General features: G+C 73.2%; 19 protein-coding genes. 8 read left to right on the forward strand and 11 right to left on the reverse strand.

Going from position 1 to position 21,054, the window contains the following annotated elements; translation table 11 throughout:
- Window position 1: 1 nt before the first annotated feature.
- From sufD to GCU60_RS05180, 3 genes are read right to left on the reverse strand one after another with little or no spacing between them, the layout of a single operon-like run.
- On the reverse strand, window positions 2–1,321 hold the full coding sequence (gene sufD / locus GCU60_RS05170; protein ID WP_163202842.1) for a Fe-S cluster assembly protein SufD: 1,320 nt from the start codon (window positions 1,319–1,321) through the stop codon (window positions 2–4).
- Window positions 1,321–2,757, reverse strand: a complete 1,437-nt coding sequence (gene sufB / locus GCU60_RS05175; protein ID WP_163202844.1) for a Fe-S cluster assembly protein SufB — start codon at window positions 2,755–2,757, stop codon at window positions 1,321–1,323. The genes sufD and sufB overlap by 1 nt, the downstream gene beginning before the upstream one ends.
- On the reverse strand, window positions 2,754–3,578 hold the full coding sequence (locus GCU60_RS05180; protein ID WP_345770404.1) for a helix-turn-helix transcriptional regulator: 825 nt from the start codon (window positions 3,576–3,578) through the stop codon (window positions 2,754–2,756). Before GCU60_RS05180 ends, sufB begins: the two co-directional genes overlap by 4 nt.
- Before the next feature lie 153 nt (window positions 3,579–3,731).
- Between GCU60_RS05180 and GCU60_RS05185 the strand changes: the two genes are divergently transcribed.
- Both GCU60_RS05185 and GCU60_RS05190 read left to right on the forward strand, forming a co-directional pair.
- Entirely contained in the window at window positions 3,732–4,676 is a 945-nt protein-coding gene (locus tag GCU60_RS05185; RefSeq protein WP_163202846.1) for a COX15/CtaA family protein, read from the forward strand.
- A 52-nt stretch (window positions 4,677–4,728) separates the two neighbouring features.
- Window positions 4,729–5,091 carry a hypothetical protein gene (locus tag GCU60_RS05190; RefSeq protein ID WP_163202849.1) on the forward strand — a complete coding sequence of 121 codons (363 nt, stop codon included), beginning with the start codon at window positions 4,729–4,731 and terminating at the stop codon, window positions 5,089–5,091.
- A 13-nt stretch (window positions 5,092–5,104) separates the two neighbouring features.
- Here the strand turns inward: GCU60_RS05190 and GCU60_RS05195 are convergent, their stop codons facing one another.
- The gene (locus GCU60_RS05195) at window positions 5,105–5,389 is read right to left on the reverse strand and encodes a hypothetical protein (protein WP_163202851.1); all 285 of its coding nucleotides are present in this window, start codon (window positions 5,387–5,389) and stop codon (window positions 5,105–5,107) included.
- 87 nt (window positions 5,390–5,476) lie between these two features.
- On the reverse strand, window positions 5,477–6,409 hold the full coding sequence (locus GCU60_RS05200; RefSeq protein ID WP_345770405.1) for a heme o synthase: 933 nt from the start codon (window positions 6,407–6,409) through the stop codon (window positions 5,477–5,479).
- 304 nt (window positions 6,410–6,713) lie between these two features.
- On the opposite strand from GCU60_RS05200, the gene tkt reads away from it, so the two are divergent.
- From tkt to pgl, 6 genes are all read left to right on the forward strand, one after another.
- Entirely contained in the window at window positions 6,714–8,927 is a 2,214-nt protein-coding gene (tkt, locus tag GCU60_RS05205) for a transketolase (RefSeq protein ID WP_163202853.1), read from the forward strand.
- 91 nt (window positions 8,928–9,018) lie between these two features.
- Window positions 9,019–10,125 carry a transaldolase gene (gene tal, locus GCU60_RS05210; protein WP_163202855.1) on the forward strand — a complete coding sequence of 369 codons (1,107 nt, stop codon included), beginning with the start codon at window positions 9,019–9,021 and terminating at the stop codon, window positions 10,123–10,125.
- 73 nt (window positions 10,126–10,198) lie between these two features.
- Window positions 10,199–11,800 (forward strand): glucose-6-phosphate isomerase, encoded by a 1,602-nt coding sequence (locus GCU60_RS05215; protein WP_345770406.1) that lies wholly within the window; start codon window positions 10,199–10,201, stop codon window positions 11,798–11,800.
- 109 nt (window positions 11,801–11,909) lie between these two features.
- A complete protein-coding gene (gene zwf, locus GCU60_RS05220) occupies window positions 11,910–13,427 on the forward strand; it encodes a glucose-6-phosphate dehydrogenase (RefSeq protein WP_163202857.1) in 1,518 nt (505 codons plus the stop codon).
- Window positions 13,428–13,467: 40 nt separating this feature from the next.
- Window positions 13,468–14,490 (forward strand): glucose-6-phosphate dehydrogenase assembly protein OpcA, encoded by a 1,023-nt coding sequence (locus GCU60_RS05225; protein ID WP_163202859.1) that lies wholly within the window; start codon window positions 13,468–13,470, stop codon window positions 14,488–14,490.
- Window positions 14,487–15,299, forward strand: a complete 813-nt coding sequence (pgl, locus tag GCU60_RS05230; RefSeq protein ID WP_163202861.1) for a 6-phosphogluconolactonase — start codon at window positions 14,487–14,489, stop codon at window positions 15,297–15,299. The genes GCU60_RS05225 and pgl overlap by 4 nt, the downstream gene beginning before the upstream one ends.
- A gap of 1 nt (window position 15,300) precedes the next feature.
- Here the strand turns inward: pgl and GCU60_RS05235 are convergent, their stop codons facing one another.
- From GCU60_RS05235 to gap, 6 genes are all read right to left on the reverse strand, one after another.
- Window positions 15,301–15,642: an RNA polymerase-binding protein RbpA gene (locus tag GCU60_RS05235; RefSeq protein WP_163202864.1), complete on the reverse strand. Its 342-nt coding sequence runs from the start codon at window positions 15,640–15,642 to the stop codon at window positions 15,301–15,303.
- Window positions 15,643–15,777: 135 nt separating this feature from the next.
- Window positions 15,778–16,014, reverse strand: a complete 237-nt coding sequence (gene secG / locus GCU60_RS05240; protein ID WP_163202866.1) for a preprotein translocase subunit SecG — start codon at window positions 16,012–16,014, stop codon at window positions 15,778–15,780.
- 103 nt (window positions 16,015–16,117) lie between these two features.
- A complete protein-coding gene (locus GCU60_RS05245; protein ID WP_163202868.1) occupies window positions 16,118–17,890 on the reverse strand; it encodes an ABC transporter substrate-binding protein in 1,773 nt (590 codons plus the stop codon).
- Window positions 17,891–17,937: 47 nt separating this feature from the next.
- Window positions 17,938–18,729 carry a triose-phosphate isomerase gene (gene tpiA, locus GCU60_RS05250; RefSeq protein ID WP_163202870.1) on the reverse strand — a complete coding sequence of 264 codons (792 nt, stop codon included), beginning with the start codon at window positions 18,727–18,729 and terminating at the stop codon, window positions 17,938–17,940.
- 10 nt (window positions 18,730–18,739) lie between these two features.
- Entirely contained in the window at window positions 18,740–19,933 is a 1,194-nt protein-coding gene (locus GCU60_RS05255; RefSeq protein WP_163202872.1) for a phosphoglycerate kinase, read from the reverse strand.
- The gene (gap, locus tag GCU60_RS05260; RefSeq protein ID WP_163202874.1) at window positions 19,933–20,937 is read right to left on the reverse strand and encodes a type I glyceraldehyde-3-phosphate dehydrogenase; all 1,005 of its coding nucleotides are present in this window, start codon (window positions 20,935–20,937) and stop codon (window positions 19,933–19,935) included. Before gap ends, GCU60_RS05255 begins: the two co-directional genes overlap by 1 nt.
- Window positions 20,938–21,054 lie beyond the last annotated feature (117 nt).

The following is a 21,054-nucleotide window of genomic DNA, read 5'->3' on the forward strand; positions in this document are numbered from 1 at the left end:
GTCAGGCCACCTCGACCGGCTGCTCGTCCAGGGCCGGGAGGGCGCCGAGACGGGTGTCGATGCTGGCCATGAGCCGGTCCTGCAGGGCGTCGACCCCGATGTGCTGGACGACGTCGGCGAAGAAGCCGCGCACGACCAGGCGGCGGGCGGTCTCGGCGTCGATGCCGCGCGAGCAGAGGTAGAACAGCTGCTCGTCGTCGAACCGGCCGGTGGCGCTGGCGTGGCCGGCACCGACGATCTCGCCGGTCTCGATCTCCAGGTTGGGCACCGAGTCGGCGCGGGCGCCGTCGGTGAGCACCAGGTTGCGGTTGAGCTCGTAGGTCTCGGTGCCGGTCGCCGACGGGCGGATGCGGACGTCGCCGATCCAGACCGTGCGTGCACCCTCGCCCTGCAGCGCGCCCTTGTAGAGGACGTTGCTGGAGCAGTTGGGCACCGCGTGGTCGACCCACAGGCGGTGCTCCTGGTGCTGCGTCTCGTCGGAGAAGTAGACGCCGAACAGCTCCGCGCTGCCGCCGGGGCCGGCGTACTGCACGTTGCTGACCAGGCGGACCAGGTCACCGCCGAGGGTCACCACGACCTGCTTGAAGGTGGCGTCCCGGCCGACGACGGCGTCGTACTGACCGCCGTGCACCGCACCCGGCGCCCAGTCCTGCACGGACACGAGGGTGACCTGCGCGCCGTCGCCGACGAGCACTGAGACGCCGCCGGAGTAACGGGCCAGGCCGGTGTGGTCGAGCACGACGGTCGCCTTCGCGAACGCCCCGACCTCGACGACCAGCTGGCCCCAGACGACTGCGTCATCGCCACCGGTGCCGGCCAGGCCGAGGTTCACCGGCCGGTCGAGCTGGGCCTCCTTGGCCACGCGGACGACGTCGGCGCCGTCGGCCCGCTGGCGGGTGAGGGCGGCCAGCCGGTCCACCGGCTCCGGCAGCCCCTTGAGCAGCGGGTCGCCGGCCTCCGCGCGGGTGAGCTCGACGCCCTCGGGGAGGTCGGTCGTCCAGCTGAGGCGCGCGTCGGAGTCAGCGCCGTCGAGCAGCGGCTTGATCCGCTTCATCGGCGTGAAGCGCCAGGTCTCCTCGCGACCGGTGGGCACGCCGAAGGCGTCCGGGTCGGTGGAGGTGAAGCGCTCCGCCGGCGAACCGGTCGGGGTCGGGCCACCGTGCGAGTGCGCGCCGGGCTGCACGTCACCGGCGGTGCCGGTGTCGGACGCCGGGGTGGTCGGCGGGCCGGCCTGCGCACCCACACCCGGAGCGAAGAGCTCCGAGGCGAGGGTGGCCGGCTGCGTGGTGAGGTCGGTCATGCTGGCGTTCTCGGTCGACATCAGCCGACGGCACCTTCCATCTGCAGTTCGATGAGCCGGTTGAGCTCGAGGGCGTACTCCATGGGCAGCTCGCGGGCGATCGGCTCGACGAAGCCGCGCACCACCATCGCCATGGCCTCGTCCTCGGTCATCCCACGGCTCATCAGGTAGAAGAGCTGGTCCTCGCTGACGCGGGAGACGGTGGCCTCGTGACCCATGGAGACGTCGTCCTCGCGGACGTCGACGTAGGGGTAGGTGTCCGACCGACTGATCGTGTCGACCAGCAGGGCGTCGCACTTGACCGTCGACTTGGAGCCGTAGGCGCCCTCGTCGACCTGGACCAGACCGCGGTAGGAGGTGCGGCCACCGCCACGGGCAACCGACTTCGACACGATCGTCGAGGAGGTGTGCGGCGCGGCGTGCACCATCTTGGCGCCGGCGTCCTGGTGCTGGCCCTCGCCCGCGAAGGCGATCGAGAGCACCTCACCCTTGGCGTGCTCACCGGTCATCCAGACGGCCGGGTACTTCATCGTCACCTTGGAGCCGAGGTTGCCGTCGACCCACTCCATGGTCGCGCCCTCGTGGGCCACGGCCCGCTTGGTGACCAGGTTGTAGACGTTGTTCGACCAGTTCTGGATGGTCGTGTACCGGCAGCGCGCGTTCTTCTTGACGATGATCTCGACGACCGCGGAGTGCAGCGAGTCGCTCTTGTAGATCGGCGCGGTGCAGCCCTCGACGTAGTGCACGTAGGCGCCCTCGTCGACGATGATCAGCGTCCGCTCGAACTGGCCCATGTTCTCGGTGTTGATCCGGAAGTAGGCCTGCAGCGGGATCTCGACGTGCACGCCCGGCGGCACGTAGATGAAGGAGCCACCGGACCAGGTCGCGGTGTTCAGCGCGGCGAACTTGTTGTCACCGGACGGGATCACCGAGCCGAAGTACTCCTGGAAGAGCTCCGGGTGCTCCTTGAGAGCGGAGTCGGTGTCCAGGAAGAGGACGCCCTGGTCCTCCAGCTCCTTCTGGATCTGGTGGTAGACGACCTCGGACTCGTACTGGGCGGCGACACCGGAGACGAGGCGCTGCTTCTCGGCCTCCGGGATGCCCAGCCGGTCGTAGGTGTTCTTGATGTCCTCGGGCAGGTCCTCCCACGAGGCGGCCTGGGCCTCGGTGGAGCGCACGAAGTACTTGATGTTCTGGAAGTCGATGCCGGACAGGTCCGAGCCCCAGTCGGGCATGGGCTTGCGGCCGAACAGCTTGAGGGCCTTGAGGCGGCGCTCGAGCATCCACTCGGGCTCGTTCTTCCGGCGGGAGATGTCCCGGACGACGTCCTCGTCGATCCCGCGGCGGGCGGAGGCACCGGCGACGTCGGCGTCGGCCCAGCCGTACTCGTAGCGGCCGAGCTGGTCGATCTGCTCGTCCTGCGTCAGCGGCACGGCAGGCTGCTGGGTGCTGGTCATGCGGGCGTCCTCTCCCGGTCGTTCACGAGGGCGGTGCTGGTCTGTGCGGTGCTGGTGGACGGTGCGGTGCGCGCGTGACGCGCGGCTGCTCGCTCACCTGGTACAGGGCGTTCGGGGGTGGTTCTGTTCCCCGGGCGCAGCGGCCCGGGGAGGTGTGTGGTGCAGATCCCGTCGCCGTGGGCGATCGTCGCCAGCCGCTGCACGTGGGTGCCCACGAGCCGGCCGATCACCGCGGTCTCGGCCTCGCACAGCTGGGGGAACTCGGCCGCCACGTGCGCCACCGGGCAGTGGTGCTGGCAGAGCTGCCCCCCACCGGAGATCGCCGAGGCCGTGGCAGCGTAGCCCTCGGCCGTGAGCGCGGCGGCGAGAGCCTGGGCGCGGTCCACCGGGGCGCCGTCGGCCGCCTGCACGGCCTGCTCGACGGCGCTGGACGCGCGCGCCTCCAGGCCGGCCAGCTGCTGCTCGGCGACGGCGCGGACGGCGTCCGGGCCGCCTGCCGCGGCGACGTACCGCAGCGCGGTCAGCGCCAGGTCGTCGTAGGCGTGCGGGAAGGCCGACCGTCCGGCGTCGGTGAGGTGGAAGCGGCGGGCCGGGCGTCCGCGGCCACGGTGCGCGTCGCGACTCTGCCGCTCCTCGACCCGGCCGGTCGCCTGGAGGGCGTCCAGGTGGCGGCGGACGGCAGCCGGCGAGATCCCGAGCCGGGCGGCGAGTTCCGTGGCGGTCTGCGGCCCGTGCTCGAGGAGCAGGGACGTGACGCGGTCGCGGGTCCGCCCGTCGTCGGCTGTCGCCGACGGCCGGGGCTGCGCCACGAGGGATTCCACAACACGAGTGTGTCCTATTTCGGAGGGGCCGCAAGCAAGGTCAACCTAAGAAGGGGACCCTCCGGGACCCTTCCGTGAGCAGGCTCACGGAGCGGCGGCCGCCATGGGCCCTCGACGGCCGATCCGCCCCGCTCCAGCGCCTAACATCGGTCCGTGCCGCTGCTGCCCGCCGCCTTCTCCGCGACCACCATCTCCCGGCTGGCCCTGGCCAACGCCGTCGCCAACGGGCTGATCGTCGTGACCGGCGGCGCAGTGCGGCTGACCGGCTCGGGGCTCGGCTGCCCGACGTGGCCGCGCTGCACCTCCGAGAGCTTCGTGGCCACGCCGGAGCTGGCCGGCCACGGCGTGATCGAGTTCGGCAACCGGCTGCTGACCTTCGTGCTGGCCGCGGTCGCGATCGCCACCGTCGTCGCCGTCTGGCGCTCGGCCCGGCGGGACCTGCGCCCGCTGGCCCTCCTGACCTTCCTCGGCATCCCGGCGCAGGCCCTGCTCGGCGGCGTCACGGTGCTCACCGGGCTCAACCCGTGGACCGTGGCGGCGCACTTCCTCGTGTCGGCGGGGCTGGTGGCGCTCGCGACCACGCTCTGGCTGCGCTCGCGCGAGCCCGGCGTCGGCCGACCGCTGCTGCGCCGGCCGTTCGTGCTCCTGACGTGGGGCATCGCGGCCGCCACCGCCGCGGTGCTGGTCCTGGGCACGATCGTCACCGGCAGCGGCCCGCACAGCGGTGACGTCGACGAGAACGACGTCCCGACCGGCGACCGGATGGGCTTCGACCCGGAGCTGATGAGCCAGCTGCACGCCGACGTCGTCTTCCTGCTCGTCGGGCTCACCGTCGCGCTGCTGGTCGCCCTGCACGCGACCGATGCTCCCGGCCGGGTCCGCCGGGCCGCCCGTGACCTGCTCGTCGTGGAACTGGCGCAGGGCGTGGTCGGCTACGTGCAGTACTTCACCGACCTGCCGATCGCCCTGGTGCTGCTGCACATGCTGGGCGCGGTGCTCACGACCGCCTTCGCCGCCCGCCTCGTCTGGTCCGTCCGCGGCCCCGCGTCCGACGTGCCGCTCGACGCCCCCGCGCCGCAGGCAGCCGCCACCCGCTGACCGGAGCGGCGAAAGGGGCCACGCGTGCCGGTCCGGTGGCTACCGTCGGCCGATGAGCTGGCCGACGGTGGCGCTGGTGCTGATCGGCTGCACCGCGTTCGGCGCCCTGCTGGGCACGTCACTGCTCCGGGCGCGCTCCGGGTGGCCGGTGGCTGCCGCCGTCCTCGCCGGGTGGCTCGCCTTCCTGCCGGGTACCTGCGCGACCGCCCTGGCGTCGACGCCCGTCGGTGAGCCGGCACTGCAGGGACGGACGTCGTGCCGGTTCCGGTACGGCCCGGCGGTCCCCGAGCTCGGGGCGCTGGGCCCGGGCGGAACCGCGACCGTCCTGCAGCTGGCCGGTGCGCTGCTCGCGGTCACAGCGGTGGTGCTGGTCCGGCGCACCGGCGGGAAGCGGTCGCGCGACGCGGCCCGCTGACCGGAGCCAGGCGTCACTCGTGCCAGACGAGGACGACCGCGAGCGATCCGTCGGGCGACTCCCAGCGGCCGGCGGTGACCGTCGCGGGGGCGCTGCGGGCGTCCGCCCACGCCGGCCAGGCGTCGTCCTCGTCGTGCCAGACGAGCCGCCCACCGGCGTAGTACGTGACGACGGGGCATCCCGCCTCGATCAACGCCTCGACCTCCGGAGGCCCGATGCGGGGCACCCCGATCGAGTAGGTGCGGCCGTCGGCACCGACCAGCTGCCCCATCCGCGCATTGGCGAGGTCCCGACGCACGAGGGAAACCTAGTTCGATCGAGCTCCTCGGCCCCGTCCAGGGGCCCGCCCCGAGCCCGCGAGGGGTGGGGAGGACGGGGTCCTCTCTCAGACGATGGCGTCGACGACGATCGCGACCATGAGCAGCGCCAGGTACGAGATCGAGACGTGGAACAGCTGCATCGGCTTGGTCTCGCCGCCGGCGTTGATCCGGCGCAGCAGGCGGTGCGCCTCGACCAGGAACCAGCCGCCGAGGACCGCGGCCGCGACCGTGTAGCCCAGCCCGATGCCGTAGTCGGCGGCCACCGGCCAGAGCGACAGCGAGACCGCGACGGTCACCCAGGTCCAGGCGACGGTCTGCAGGCCTACCGACCGCGCGGTGGTGACGACCGGCAGCATCGGCACGTCGGCCCGCGCGTAGTCGTCCTTGAACCGCAGCGCCAGCGCCCAGAAGTGCGGCATCTGCCAGCAGAAGACGACGCCGAAGACCACGATCGCCGGCCAGTCCAGGGACCCGGTGACCGCGGCCCACCCGATGAGCACGGGGGCCGCGCCGGGCACGCCGCCGAACTCGGTGCTGCGCCGGGTGTAGCGCTTGAACACCATCGTGTAGAGGACGGCGTAGTAGAAGATCGCCCCCGCGGCCAGCGCCGCGGCCAGCGGCGTGGTGGTCAGCGCCAGCAGCACGATCGAGGCCACCGTCAGGACGACGCCGAAGACCAGCGCCGCCCGGGGCGTGACCGCACCGGTGACCAGCGGCCGCTTCTGCGTGCGGTTCATCAACCGGTCGATGTCGCGGTCGTACCAGCAGTTGAAGACGTTGGCGGCACCCGCGGCCAGCGTCCCGCCGACGAGCGTGCTCAGCAGGAGCGTCCACGACGGCCAGCCGCGGTCGGCCAGCATCATCGCCGGCACCGTGGTGATCAGGAGCAGCTCGATGATCCGCGGCTTGGTGAGCCCGACGTACGCGCCGACGCGGGCGCGGAGTCGGCCGGCGAGGCCGGGAGCGGAGGCGGCGGAGCGCTCGGACAGCGCCGTCACCGGGTGCCCTCGTGCGCGGTCGCGCGCGGGCAGCAGGGCACCACGGGATCCCTTCGAACCGGGGGGAGGAACGTTCCCACTGTAGCCCCGGCCCCGTCCCCGGCCAGCCACACACCGGAACCTGCGATGACTAGGGTTGATCACGTTGATGCCGCGGGTGCAGCGGGTAGGGGCGGGACCGACGACACCGGTCGCGTCCCCGGCCACGACAGGCCCGGGGGCGCCGTCGGCCACGCCGGTCCGCCGGCGGTCGACCGCCCACCCGGGTGCACCGTCAGGCCTACTCGAGGGAGACACCGACCAGATGGACACGCGCAGCACCGAGGCGGAGGCTCCGGCCGAGGCCGCGACCGACTCCCCCACCGGCGACCCGCGTCAGCCCCGCCCCACTCTTCCCGAGGGCTTCGGCGACCTGGACCGGCGGGCCATCGACACCGCGCGCGTGCTCGCCATGGACGCCGTCCAGAACGTCGGCAACGGCCACCCCGGCACCGCGATGAGCATGGCGCCGACCGCCTACCTGCTGTTCCACAAGTGGCTGAAGCACGACCCGACCGACCCGCAGTGGACCGCCCGGGACCGCTTCATCCTCTCGATGGGGCACTCGAGCCTCACCCTCTACGTCCAGCTGTTCCTCTCCGGCTACGGCCTCGAGGTGGAGGACCTGCAGGCACTGCGGACCTGGGGCTCCAAGACCCCCGGGCACCCCGAGGTCAACCACACCCCCGGCGTGGAGACGACGACCGGCCCGCTGGGCCAGGGCGTCGGCAACGCCGTCGGCATGGCGATGGCCGCCCGCCGCGAGCGCGGCATGCTCGACCCGGACACCCCCGAGGGCGAGAGCCTCTTCGACCACACCATCTGGGTCTTCGCCTCCGACGGCGACCTGGAGGAGGGCGTCAGCGCCGAGGCGTCGTCCCTGGCCGGGACCCAGAAGCTCGGCAACCTCGTACTCGTCTACGACGACAACAAGATCTCCATCGAGGACGACACGACCGTCGCCTTCACCGAGGACGTCGGCAAGCGCTACGAGGCCTACGGCTGGCACGTCCAGCGCGTCGACGACGGCGAGGACCTGGCCGCGGTGGACGCCGCGTTCGCCGCCGCCAAGGCCGAGACCGGGCGGCCGTCGATCATCGTGCTGCGCACGGTCATCGCCTGGCCGGCCCCGAACAAGCAGAACACCGGCGCCTCGCACGGCTCGGCCCTCGGCGAGGACGAGGTGCGCGCCACCAAGGAGATCCTCGGCCTCGACCCCGAGCGCACCTTCCAGGTCGACGACGACGTGCTGGCCCACGCGCGCTCCGTGATCGACCGCGGCCGGGAACTCCGCACCGCGTGGGACGAGCGGTTCGCCGCCTGGCAGCAGAGCAACCCCGAGGGCGCCGCACTGCTGGAGCGGATGAGCACCCGGACCCTGCCCGACGGCTGGGCGGAGCGGCTGCCGACCTGGGACGCCGACCCCAAGGGCGTGGCCACCCGCAAGGCCTCCGGCGAGGTCCTCGCCGCGCTGTACCCGGCGCTGCCCGAGCTGTGGGGCGGTTCGGCCGACCTGGCGGAGAGCAACAACACCGCGGTCAAGGGTGAACCGTCGTTCCTGCCCGCCGACCGCCAGACGAAGATGTGGTCCGGTGGGCCCTACGGCCGCACGCTGCACTTCGGCGTCCGCGAGCACGCCATGGGCGCGGTCATGAACGGGATCGCGCTGCACGGCGGCACCCGCGTGTACGGCGGCACGTTCCTCACCTTCTCCGACTACATGCGCGGCGCGGTGCGGCTGGCCGCGCTCATGCAGCTGCCGGTCACCTACGTCTGGACCCACGACTCCATCGGCCTGGGCGAGGACGGCCCCACGCACCAGCCGATCGAGCACTTCGCCGCGCTGCGGGCCATCCCGGGCCTCGACGTCGTCCGCCCGGCCGACGCCAACGAGGTCGCCGTCGCCTGGCGCACGGTGCTGGAGAACAACGACCGCCCGGCGGGCCTGCTGCTGTCCCGGCAGAACCTGCCGGTCTACGACCGGAGCGAGTTCGGCTCGGCCGAGGGCACCGCCCGCGGGGCCTACGTCCTGGCCGACGCCTCCACCGGCACGCCGGACGTGATCCTGCTGGGCACCGGCTCGGAGGTGCAGATCGCCGTCGCCGCCCGCGAGCGGCTGGAGGCCGACGGCATCCCCACCCGCGTGGTCTCGGTGCCCTGCGTCGAGTGGTTCGCCGACCAGGACCAGGCCTACAAGGACGAGGTGCTCCCGCCGACGGTGCGCGCCCGCGTCAGCGTCGAGGCCGGCGTGCCCATGGGCTGGCGGGAGTTCGTCGGCGATGCCGGGCGCATCGTCGGCCTCACCCACTACGGGGCCAGCGCGTCGTACTCGGTGCTCTACGAGAAGTTCGGGCTCACCGACGAGGCCGTGGTGGCGGCGGCCCGCGAGAGCCTCGACGCCGCCCGCAGCGGCACCGCGGTCCCGTCCGGTCCGGTGGCCGCCACCGGCGGACTCCCCCAGGCCACCGGCGACCGCTGATGAAGGACCTCGGCGCCCCCCACCCCTCGCACGCTCGGCGTGGGTCCCTGCGCCGGGGCCGTTCCAGCCTCATCCACGGAAGGACCTGAACATGGCACAGAACGAGAACCTGGCCGAGCTGTCGGCCGCCGGCGTCGCCGTCTGGCTCGACGACCTCTCCCGCGACCGCATCCGCAGCGGCAACCTCCAGTCGCTGGTCGACGAGCACTCGGTCGTCGGGGTCACCACGAACCCGACCATCTTCGCCGCGGCGATCAGCGGCTCGGAGTCCTACGACGACCAGCTGCACGCGATGGCCGTGCGCAAGGTGAGCGTCGAGGAGGCGCTGCGCACGATCACCGCGGCCGACGTCCGCGACGCCTGCGACCTGCTGGCGCCGGTCGCGCAGCGGCAGCCCGGCGACGGCCGGGTCTCCCTCGAGGTCGCCCCCGGCCTGGCCAACGACACCGACGCCACCGCGGCCGAGGCAGCCCACCTGTGGTGGCTGGTCGACCGGCCCAACCTCTACATCAAGATCCCGGCGACCGAGGCCGGTCTGCCGGCCATCCAGTCGTCCATCGCGCAGGGCATCAGCGTCAACGTCACGCTGATCTTCAGCCCGGACCGCTACCGCAAGGTCATGGACGCCTACCTGTCCGGCCTCGAGGAGCGGGTGGCCGAGCACCCCGACGCCGACCTGTCGGGCATCGCCTCCGTCGCGTCCTTCTTCGTGTCCCGTGTGGACACCGAGATCGACAAGCGCCTCGACGCCGCGGGCGCCGACGCGCAGCTCAAGAGCAAGGCAGGCGTGGCCAACGCGCAGCTGGCCTACCAGGCGTACGAGGAGGTCTTCTCGTCCGACCGCTGGAAGGCGCTGGAGGCCAAGGGCGCCCGCCCGCAGCGCCCGCTGTGGGCCTCGACCGGCGTGAAGAACCCCGAGCTGCCCGACACGCTCTACATCAGCGAGCTCATCGCCCCCGGCACGGTCAACACCATGCCGGAGAAGACCCTCATGGCCTACGCCGACCACGGCAGCGCCGGCACCCCGGTGCAGAAGGCCTACGAGGACGCCACGTCGGTCATGCAGGCGGTGCGCGACGCGGGCGTCGACCTCGACGACGTGTTCCGGGTCCTCGAGGAGGAGGGCGTGCAGAAGTTCGTCGACTCGTGGGACGAGCTGACCGAGTCGGTGCGCACCGAGCTGGAGGACAAGAAGTGAACGAGCTCGCGAGTTCACCGATGACCACAGCAGCCCGGGTCGCCTGCCCGACGAGCGCCGGCGAGGAGGGCCGGTGAGCCTCGGGTTCAGCTCCACCGGCCTGGAGGTCCCGGAGCCGATCCGGGCGCAGCTCCGTCAGGACGACGTCGCGGCGCGGCTGATCCGCAAGGACGCCACGCTGTGGGGGCCGGACGCCGAGAGCGAGGCCGCCATCCGGCTCGGCTGGCTGGACCTCCCGGCATCGTCGCGGTCGCTGGTCGCCCAGCTCGCGGACCTGCGCGCCGAGCTCGCCGCCGAGGGCATCGACCGCGTCGTCCTCTGCGGCATGGGCGGGTCGTCGCTGGCGCCGGAGGTCATCTGCCGGACCGCCGGCGTGCCGCTGGTCGTGCTCGACACGACCGACCCCGGCCAGGTGACGGCCGCCATGACCGACCTCGAGCGCACCGTCGTGGTGGTCAGCTCCAAGTCCGGCGGCACCGTGGAGACCGAGAGCCAGCGGCGCGCGTTCATCGGTGGCTTCGCCGCAGCGGGGCTGGACGAGGAGCAGATCGGCCGCCGCTTCGTCGTCGTCACCGACCCCGGTTCCCCGCTGGCCGAGACCGCGGCCGCCATGGGTGCTCGGGCGGTGTTCCTCGCCGACCCCACGGTCGGCGGTCGCTACAGCGCGCTCTCCGCGTTCGGGCTGGTGCCCTCCGCGCTGGCCGGGGCCGACGTCGGCGCGCTGGTCGACGAGGCCGAGGAGCTCGCCGAGCACCTGGCCGATCCGGACAATCCGGCGATGCAGCTCGGCATCGCCATGGGCGCCGGCTTCCAGGCCGGCCGCGACAAGCTCGCGCTGGCCGACGCGGGCACCGCCCCGATCCAGGGCTTCGGCGACTGGGCCGAGCAGCTGATCGCGGAGTCCACCGGCAAGGAGGCGCGGGGCATCCTCCCGGTCGTCCTGGAGTCGGTCGACGCGCCCGGCGCCTCGGCGGCGGACGTGCTGCTCGCCGTCGTCGGCGACCACGCCCCCTCGCAGGCGCCCTCGGTGGGCGTCACGGGCCCGCTGGGTGCGCAGTTCCTCGGCTGGGAGTACGCGACCGCGGTGGCCGGGCGGGTGCTCGGGATCAACCCGTTCGACCAGCCGAACGTCACCGAGAGCAAGGAGAACACCCAGGCCATCCTGTCGTCGGGCCTGCCCGACGAGCAGCCGCTGGCGACGGTCGGCGCGGTGCAGATCCACGGCGGCAACGGCCTGCTCGACGGGGTCGACCTCTCCGCCACCGACGGTCTCCGGCTGGCCCTGGACGCGCTGCTCGGCGCGATCCCCCCGCGCGGGTACCTGGCAGTCATGGCCTACCTGGACCGGCTCGCGGACGCCTCCGCCGCCGATGTGCGGGCGGCGTTCGCCCGGCGCACCGAGCACGCGGTCACCTTCGGGTGGGGTCCGCGGTTCCTGCACTCGACCGGCCAGTACCACAAGGGCGGCCCGCAGGTCGGGGCCTTCCTGCAGCTCACCGGTGCGATCGCCGAGGACCTGCCGGTGCCCGACCAGCCCTACACCTTCGGGATGCTGCAGGCTGCCCAGGCCGCCGGTGACCGCAAGGCGCTGGCCGACCGGAAGCGACCGCTGCTGCACCTGCACCTCGTCGACCGGGCAGCGGGAATCGGCCAACTGCTCGACGCGCTGGGCTGACCGGCGGCGTGGTCCCCGGGCGCACCTCGACCGGGGCCACGCGCGTACTCCCCCGCCGTCCGGCCTCCCGGGGCCGGACGGCGGGACACCCCGACCACGAGGACGGAAGATGATCCCCAACCCGCTGCGTGATCCGCGGGACCGGCGGCTGCCCCGGGTGCCCGAACCCTGCGCCCTGGTGGTCTTCGGCATCACCGGGGACCTGGCGCGCAAGAAGCTGCTGCCGGCCGTCTACGACCTGGCCAACCGCGGGCTGCTCCCCACGAACTTCGCACTGCTGGGCTTCGCCCGCCGCGACTGGGGCGACACCGAGTTCGCCGAGCTGGCGCGCGACGCCGCCCGGCAGAACGCCCGCACCCCGTGGCGCGAGGAGGTCTGGGAACGCCTGGCCACCACCGTCCGCTTCGTCCAGGGCAGCTTCGACGACGACAACGCCTTCGACGAGCTGGCCGAGCACCTGTCCGAGCTCGAGGGCAGCCACGGCATCGGCGGCAACGCGGCCTTCTACCTCTCCATCCCGCCGTCGATGTTCCCGGTCGTGCTCAAGCAGATGCAGCGCACCGGCATGGCCGACAGCACCCCCGACCGCTGGCGCCGCGTCGTCGTGGAGAAACCGTTCGGCACCGACCTGGAGTCCAGCCGCGAGCTGAACGCGCTGGTGGACTCGGTCTTCACCGCCGACGACGTCTTCCGCATCGACCACTACCTGGGCAAGGAGACCGTCCAGAACCTGATGGCGCTGCGGTTCGCCAACACCCTCTTCGAGCCGATCTGGAACGGTCACAACGTCGACTCGGTGCAGATCACCATGGCCGAGGACGTCGGCATCGGCGGCCGGGCCGGGTTCTACGAGAAGACCGGCGCCGCCCGCGACGTGCTGCAGAACCACCTGCTGCAGCTGCTCGCGCTGACCGCCATGGAGGAGCCGGTCGAGTTCTCCGCCGAGGAGATCCGGACCGAGAAGCTCAAGGTGCTGCGCGCCATCTCGCTCCCCGAGGACCTGGACACCTTCGCCGTCCGCGGGCAGTACGAGCAGGGCTGGCTGGCCGGCCAGCGGGTCAGCGGGTACCGGCAGGAGGAGGGCGTGGACCCCGCGTCGACGACCGAGACCTTCGCCGCCGTCCGCCTCGGGGTGGAGACCCGCCGCTGGGCCGGGGTCCCCTTCTACCTCCGGGCCGGCAAGCGCCTCCCCCGCCGGGTCACCGAGATCGCGCTGGTCTTCAAGCGCGCCCCCCACCTGCCGTTCGCCGACACCGACACCGAGGAGCTGGGCAACAACCAGCTCGTCGTCCGCGTGCAGCCCGACGAGGGGGTCACCCTCAAGTTCGGGTCCAAGGTCCCGGGCAGCGTCATGGAGGTCCGCGACGTGTCGATGGACTTCCTGTATGGCGAGCAGTTCACCGAGTCCAGCCCGGAGGCCTACGAGCGGCTGCTGCTCGACGTGCTCCTCGGCGACGCGACGCTGTTCCCCCGCAACGCCGAGGTCGAGGCGTCCTGGGCGGTGATCGACCCGCTGGAGGACTACTGGCAGGGCACCGAGCCGCACTCGTACCGCGCCGGCGAGTGGGGTCCCCGCGCCGCCGAGGAGATGCTGGCCGCCGAGGGCCGCCGCTGGCGGCGACCGTGACCGCCGTGCCGACCTGCCCGCTCCGGACCGAGGAGAACCCGTGACGACGCTGTGGGACACCACCGGCTCGGCCGTGGTGAAGGAGCTGGCCGCCCAGCGACGCACCGGCGGTGCGGTCCTCTCCGGTGTCGCGCTGACCCTGGTCGTCGTCGCCGACGAGAGCCGCGTGGCCGAAGCCGAGGAGGCCGCGACGCACGCCGCCGAGATGCACCCGTGCCGGGTGCTCATCGTGGTGCGCCGGCAGATCGACGCGCCGGCCCCCCGCCTGGACGCCGAGGTGCTCATCGGCGGCCGGCTGGGCCCGGGCGAGGCAGTGGTCATGCGCATGTACGGACGCCTGGCGCTGCACGCCGAGTCCGTGGTGCTGCCGCTGCTGGCCGCCGACGCCCCCGTCGTCACCTGGTGGCACGGGGCGCCGCCGGAGCGGATGGCCACGGACGCGCTGGGCGTGTTCGCCGACCGCCGGATCACCGACAGCTCCCTGGCCGAGGACTCCCAGGCCGCCCTCCGCGTGCGGGCCGAGGACTACGCCCCCGGTGACACCGACCTCGCCTGGACCCGCAGCACCGCCTGGCGCGCGGTGCTCACCTCCACGCTGGACTCCGTCTCCGGCCGCCGCAGCGACGCCGTGCGGGTGCTCGGCGGACGGATCGAGGGCGACCCCGGCAACGCCACCGCCCAGCTGCTCTCCGGCTGGCTCTCCTCCCGCGGAGGCTGCTCGGTGGAGATCGTCGCCGGGTCGCGGAACGCCGGCCCGAGCGGCGTCGAGGCGGTCACGCTGGAGCTGGACCAGGACGAGCGGGTCGTGGTGCGGGCCGACCACCGGGGCGGGGCCATCATCTCCCAGCCCAACCGTCCGGACTCGACCCTGGCGCTGCCGGAGCGGGTGCTGGGCGACCTGCTCAGCGAGGAGCTGCGGCGACTGGACCCCGACGAGCCGTACAGCGAGGCGCTGGAGGCGGCCACCGGCCTGAGCGGGCTGTCGGACCGCGCGCCGGTCCGCGAGCACGTCTGGTTCGACCCCGCGGCGCCGCGGGCGAAGAGCAGGAAGGAAGCGCCATGAGCCTCTCCCCCGGCGACCGCGCCGCGGCCGGACTGCCCGACGACGTCCCCACCCCGCAGGTGGTGATCGAGCCCGACGCCGACCGGCTCGCCCGTGCCGTCGCCGAGGCCCTCGTCGCGCGGCTGGCCGCCGCGCAGGCGGTGCACGGCGAGGCGTCGGTGGTCCTCACCGGCGGAGGCATCGGCATCGCCGTCCTTGAGCACGTCGCCGGCCTGGTCGCGGAGCCGGTGCGGGAGACCGTCGACTGGACGAAGGTCCACGTGTGGTGGGGCGACGAGCGGTTCGTCCCGGCCGGCTCCGACGAGCGCAACGAGGGCCAGGCCCGCCGGGCGCTGCTCGACTCCCTGGACGTCCCGGACTTCCGGGTGCACCCGATGGCGCCGTCCGACGGCGACATCGGCTCCCCCGAGGAGGCGGCCGAGGACTACGCCGCCGAGCTGCGGGAGTACGCCGCCGAGGGGCAGGAGCTCCCCCGGTTCGACGTGCTGCTGCTCGGCATGGGCCCCGAGGGGCACACCGCGTCGATCTTCCCCGGCACCCCCGCGGTGCGGGACGACCGGCCCGTCTTCGCCGTGCGCGACTGCCCCAAGCCGCCGCCCACTCGGGTGAGCCTGGGCTACCGCGCGATCAACAGCGCCGAGGAGATCTGGGTGCTGGCGACCGGGAAGGCCAAGGCCCCCGCCGTGGCCAAGGCGCTGACCGGCGCCGACCCCGAGGAGATCCCGGTCGCCGGGGTGCGGGGCACCCGGGCCACCCGGTGGCTCCTCGACGCCGGCGCGGCCGCCGAGCTACCGCGCGCCGAGAGCTGACTCAGCCGCCGCGGCGCACCCGGAGGCGGTCCAGCGCCTCCTGCAGGAGCGCGTCGCCGTCGGCGTCGCTGCGCCGCTCGCGGACGTAGGCCAGGTGGGTCTTGTACGGCTCGATCCGCGGGGCCGGCGGCGGCTCCTCGCGGTCCTGCCCCGCCGGCAGGCCGCACCGGGGGCAGTCCCAGAAGTCGGGGACGTCGGCCTCACTGGCCAGCACCACCCGGGTCTCGTGCCCGTTGGCGCACCAGAACGGGATCCGGCGCCGCGGCGCCGCCTCACCCCGTTCGGCCTCGCCCACCGGACCCGCTCCGACCCGGGAACCCCGGATCGCGTTGCCACCAGCCACGTGTGCCCCCTGATCGTCGCTCCGGGTCGCGGTGGCAGGCCACCGCGCCGGAAGTCTAGAACCTGGAGGGGGCGATATCGGTCACGATTTCGCTGCGAACACGTCTCGGACCCGCGACGGCGGAACGAGCACGGGTCAGGCGGCGACCTTGACCAGGATCCCCAGCCCGATGATGCACACGGCCCAGATGGCGGCGGTGAGCACGGTCAGCCGGTTGAGGTTCTTCTCCACGACCGACGAGCCGGACAGCGAGGCCGAGGCGGCGCCACCGAACATCGACGACAGACCGCCACCCTTGCCGCGGTGCAGCAGGATCAGCACGATCAGGAGCACGCTGGTGATGACCAGCAGCACGTTGAGGACCAGCTCCATTGACCTCTCCGGAAAATCTCGACGCCCGGCGACGGACGCCAGCTCTCGGTACGAGCCTAGCCGACGCCTCTCCCGGTACCGCCGAGGTCGCGCCGGGACGGGACTAGCGGACGCCGGCGGTGGCCACGTCGTAGCCCGCGTAGGGCCGCATGACCAGCCCGTTGCGCAGCCGCTGCCCGGCCAGCAGCTGGATGCGCGTCTCGGCCAGCGGCACGTAGGCCGACGTCTCCAGCACCGCCTCGGCGACCGCGCGCCAGCCCTCCACGCCCTGGCCCCGCGCCTGGTCCACCAGCGCGTCGATCGCCGGGTCGGCCAGCCGCGCGTAGTTGGGGTTCCCCACGGTGCGCACGCTGCGGCCGTCGACCATGGGCACCAGGAACGACCCCGGGGTGGGCAGGTCCGCGGTCCGGGTGGCCAGGACCAGCCCGTAGCCGTTCTGCCGCACGTTGTCGGGGTTGCCGACCTCGGTCGCGTAGAAGGTGACCGGGTCCAGCGGCCGCACCTCGACGTCGATCCCCACCTCGCCGAGCTGTGCCGCCACTGCCTCGGCCGCCGCCAGGCTACTGGGCACGTCGGCCACGGCCAGCACCGTGCTGAAGCCCTCGGGCTGCCCGCACTCCTCCAGAGCGGCGCGGGCCAGGTCCGGGTCCGGGTCGGCGTCGCGATGCTTGGGCCCGCCGGCCAGGTCGCGGGGCCACAGCTGGGAGCTGCGCACCACGTTGGCCGCTCCGCCGAGCGCCGCCTGGACCGCGCTCCGGTCCACGGCCGCCGCGACCGCGGACCGGCAGGACGGGTTGTCCATCGGTGCGACGTCGGTGGGCAGGGCCAGCACGCGGACCGCGCCGGTCGTCACGTCGTCCACCCGCGCCAGCAGTGCATCGTTCTCGGGCATCCGGGCCGTCGTCGCCGTCTGCACGCCGGTCCCGGAGACGTCGATGTCGGCGGAGCCGGCCAGGAGCGCCTGGTCCCGCTCCAGCCCGGAGAGCCCGGTGCGGACGACGACGGTGTCGGGCAGCGCGGTCCGGACGCCGTCGGTGGCCGGGTCCCACTGCGGGTTGCGGTCGAGCCGGATGCCGGTCTCGGGGTCGACCGAGGTCACCGCGTACGGGCCCGAGGACACCGGGTCCCGCCCGTACTCGCCCCGGGTGTCGGCGTCGGCCGGCACCGGGCTGCTGGACGGCAGCGCCATCACGTAGGGGAAGTCGGGCTGCGGCGAGCGCAGCCGGAAGACGATCGTCCGGTCGTCCGGCGTCTCCACCGCGGTGAGGTCCGGGTCGTCCTCCTCCGTGGAGTACGGCCCCGGGTAGGGGTTGGCCGGGTCGTCCAGCAGGTCGACGACGTAGGTTGGCCCGCCGACGATGACGTCGGAGGCGAACGACCGCTCGATGCCGTACTTGACGTCCCGGCTGGTGATCGGCTGCCCGGTCTCGAACCGGACGCCCTCGCGGAGGGTGAAGGTCCAGGTGAGTCCGTCCTCGGACACCGTCCCGAGGTCCGTGGCCAGGTCGGGGACGAGCTCCCCGGTGCTCCCCTGCTCGCTGGCGTAGGTGACCAGCGTGCGGGCGTAGAGCCGCATCAGGTTCCAGACGCCGGGCAGGTAGGAACGCTGCGGGTCCAGGCTGTCGATCGTCGGGGCGACCACCCGCAGGGTGCCGCCACTGGCCTCCGACGGCGAGCGGACGCCCTCGACACCCGCGTCGGGCCCCTCGGCCAGGACCGGGACGTCGGCCCGTCCGCCGGCTCCGCCCAGGCAGCTGACCGCGAGCACGACCACGAGCAGGACGGCCGCCGCCGAGCCGAAGATCCGGCGCCGGGACCAGCCCCGCGCCCAGGTCGGCAGCCGGTCGGCCAGCCCTTCCAGGTTCTGCTGCGCCACCTGCCGCCCGCCCCCACCCGTGTCCGGCCGGCGGCGGGCAGCAGGGTTCAGCTACCGCCGGCGGCGATCCGACAGATCTGCGCGAACTCGTCGGCGTCCAGGCTGGCACCGCCGACGAGCGCGCCGTCGATGTCCGCCCCGGCCAGGATCCCGGCCGTGTTGGCGGCCTTCACCGACCCGCCGTAGAGGATACGGACGCCGGAGCCCGTCTCGTCGCCGAAGCGCTCGGCGAGCCGCGCCCGCAGCGCACCGCAGACCTCTTGCGCATCGTCCGGGGTGGCCACCTCGCCGGTGCCGATCGCCCAGACCGGCTCGTAGGCGATCACGAGGCCCTGCACCTGCTCGGCCGACAGGCCCTCGAGCGCGGCGTCGAGCTGGGCGGTGCAGTGCGCGACGTGGCTGCCGGCCTTCCGGACCTCCAGCCCCTCCCCCACGCACAGGATCGGCACGACCCCGTGGCGGAGGGCCGCCTGCACCTTGGCGGCGACGACGGCGTCGTCCTCGCCGTGCAGGGCACGGCGCTCCGAGTGCCCGACGGTCACGTAGCCGCAGGCCAGGGCGCTGAGCATCCCGCCGCTGACCTCGCCGGTGTAGGCGCCGGAGTCCTGGGCCGAGAGGTCCTGGGCGCCGTAGCCGATGGCCAGTTTGTCGCCGGCGACGAGGGTCTGGACACTGCGCAGGGCGGTGAACGGAGGCAGCACGACGACCTCGGCGGCCTCGAGCTCCTTGTCCTTGAGGCTGAACACGACCTTCTGGACCAGGCCGATGGCCTCCAGGTGGGTCATGTGCATCTTCCAGTTGCCGGCGATCAGCGGCCGGCGCGCGGCGGTGGTGGTCATGTCTCCCCGCTCAGTCCGTCAGCACCGCGAGGCCCGGGAGCTCCCGGCCCTCGAGGTACTCCAGCGACGCGCCGCCGCCGGTGCTGATGTGCCCGTAGGACTCCTCGTGCAGGCCGAGCACCCGGACCGCCGCCGCGGAGTCGCCGCCGCCGACGACCGAGAGCCCGGAGACCGCGGCGACCGCCTCGGCGACGCCACGCGTCCCGGCCTGGAACGGGGCCATCTCGAACACGCCCATCGGCCCGTTCCAGAACACCGTGCGGGCGCCGGACAGCTCACCGGCGAACAGCTCGACGGTGCGCGGCCCGACGTCCAGACCCATCTGGTCGTCGGGGATGGCCGCCGCGTCGACGACGGTGGACCCGGCGTCGGCGGCGAACGCGGGGCTGCAGACGACGTCGACCGGCAGCACGATCCGGCCGTCGGCCTCGGCCAGGAGCCGGCGGCAGGTGTCGACCTGGTCGGCCTCCAGCAGCGACGACCCGACCCCGTGGCCCTGGGCAGCCAGGAAGGTGAAGCACATGCCGCCACCGACCAGCAGGCGGTCCACCTTCGGCAGCAGCGCCTCGATGACCGCGAGCTTGTCGCTGACCTTGGAGCCGCCGAGCACGACCACGTAGGGGCGCTCCGGCTCGGTGGTCAGCCGGGTGAGGACCTCCAGCTCGCGGGCGACCAGCCGGCCGGCGTAACGCGGCAGCCGCTCGGCGACGTCGAACACCGAGGCGTGCTTGCGGTGCACGGCGCCGAACGCGTCGTCGACGTAGGCGTCGGCGAGGGTCGCCAGCCGGTCGGCCAGCGCACCCCGCTCGGCGTCGTCCTTGGAGGTCTCGGCCGCCTCGAAGCGGACGTTCTCCAGCAGCAGCACGTCCCCGTCGCCGAGGGCGTCGGCACGGGCGACGGCGTCGCTGCCGGCGACGTCGGCGGCCAGCGGCACGGTGGTCCCGAGCAGCTCACCGAGCCGCGCCGCCACGGGGGCGAGCGAGAACTGCGGGTCGGGCGCGCCCTTCGGGCGGCCCAGGTGGGCGGCCACGACCACCCGGGCGCCGGCCTCGCGCAGCGCCTGCACCGTGGGCAGGCTCGCGCGGATCCGGCCGTCGTCGGTGATCTCGCGGGTGCTCTTGTCCAGCGGGACGTTCAGGTCGGCGCGCAGCAGCACGCGCCGACCCGAGACGCCCTCGCCGATGAGGTCGTCTACGGAACGCATCAGAGCTTCGAGCCCACCAGGGAGGTGAGGTCGACGAGGCGGTTGGAGTAGCCCCACTCGTTGTCGTACCAGCCGAGCACCTTGGCCATGGGGCCGAAGACCTTGGTCAGCTTCGCGTCGTAGATGCACGACGACGGGTCGGTGACGATGTCGGAGGACACGATCTCGTCGGAGGTGTAGGTGAGGTACTTGCCGAGCGGGCCGGCTGCGGCCTCGCGGTAGGCGGCGTCGATCTCGTCGGCGGTCGCCTCGCGCTTGAGCTGCACGGTCAGGTCGGTCGCCGAGCCGGTGGGGACGGGGACGCGGATGGCGTAGCCGTCGAGCTTGCCCTTGAGCTCGGGCAGCACGAGGCCGATGGCCTTGGCCGCACCGGTGGACGTCGGCACCATGTTCAGCGCCGCGCCGCGGGCCCGGCGGAGGTCCTTGTGCGGGCCGTCCTGCAGGTTCTGGTCGGCGGTGTAGGCGTGGATGGTGGTCATCAGCCCGCGCTCGATGCCGAACGCGTCGTTGAGGACCTTGGCCAGCGGGGCCAGGCAGTTCGTGGTGCAGGACGCGTTGCTGATGACGGTCTGGGAGCCGTCGTAGAGCTCGTCGTTGACGCCCATGACGATGGTGATGTCGTCGTCGGTGGCCGGCGCGGAGATGATGACCTTCTTGGCGCCACCGGCGTCGACGTGCTTGCGGGCGTCGGCGGCCTTGGTGAAGAAGCCGGTGGACTCGACGACGACGTCGACGCCCAGGTCGGCCCACGGGAGGTTCGCCGGGTCGCGCTCGGAGAGCACCTTCATCTGCTTGCCGCCGATGGTGATGCCCTCGCCGTCCGCGACGACGTCCTGCGGCAGGCGGCCCAGGATGCTGTCGTACTTCAGCAGGTGGGCCAGGGCCTCGTTGCTGGTGAGGTCGTTGACCGCCACGATCTCGATGTCCTGACCGCTGGCGGCGGCGGCACGCCAGAAGTTGCGGCCGATCCGGCCGAATCCGTTGATGCCTACCCGGACCGTCACTGCAGACCTCCCATGGGAACCGTCACGTTCGTCGAGCCGCACGTGGCGCGGCCTCGTTCGTGCAGACCCTATCGGTCGTTCCGGGGCCCGGCTCCCCGTCGCCCCGTTCGGGCGACC

The sequence above is a fragment of the Blastococcus saxobsidens genome (genome assembly GCF_010682065.1).
Classification (GTDB): domain Bacteria; phylum Actinomycetota; class Actinomycetes; order Mycobacteriales; family Geodermatophilaceae; genus Blastococcus; species Blastococcus saxobsidens_B.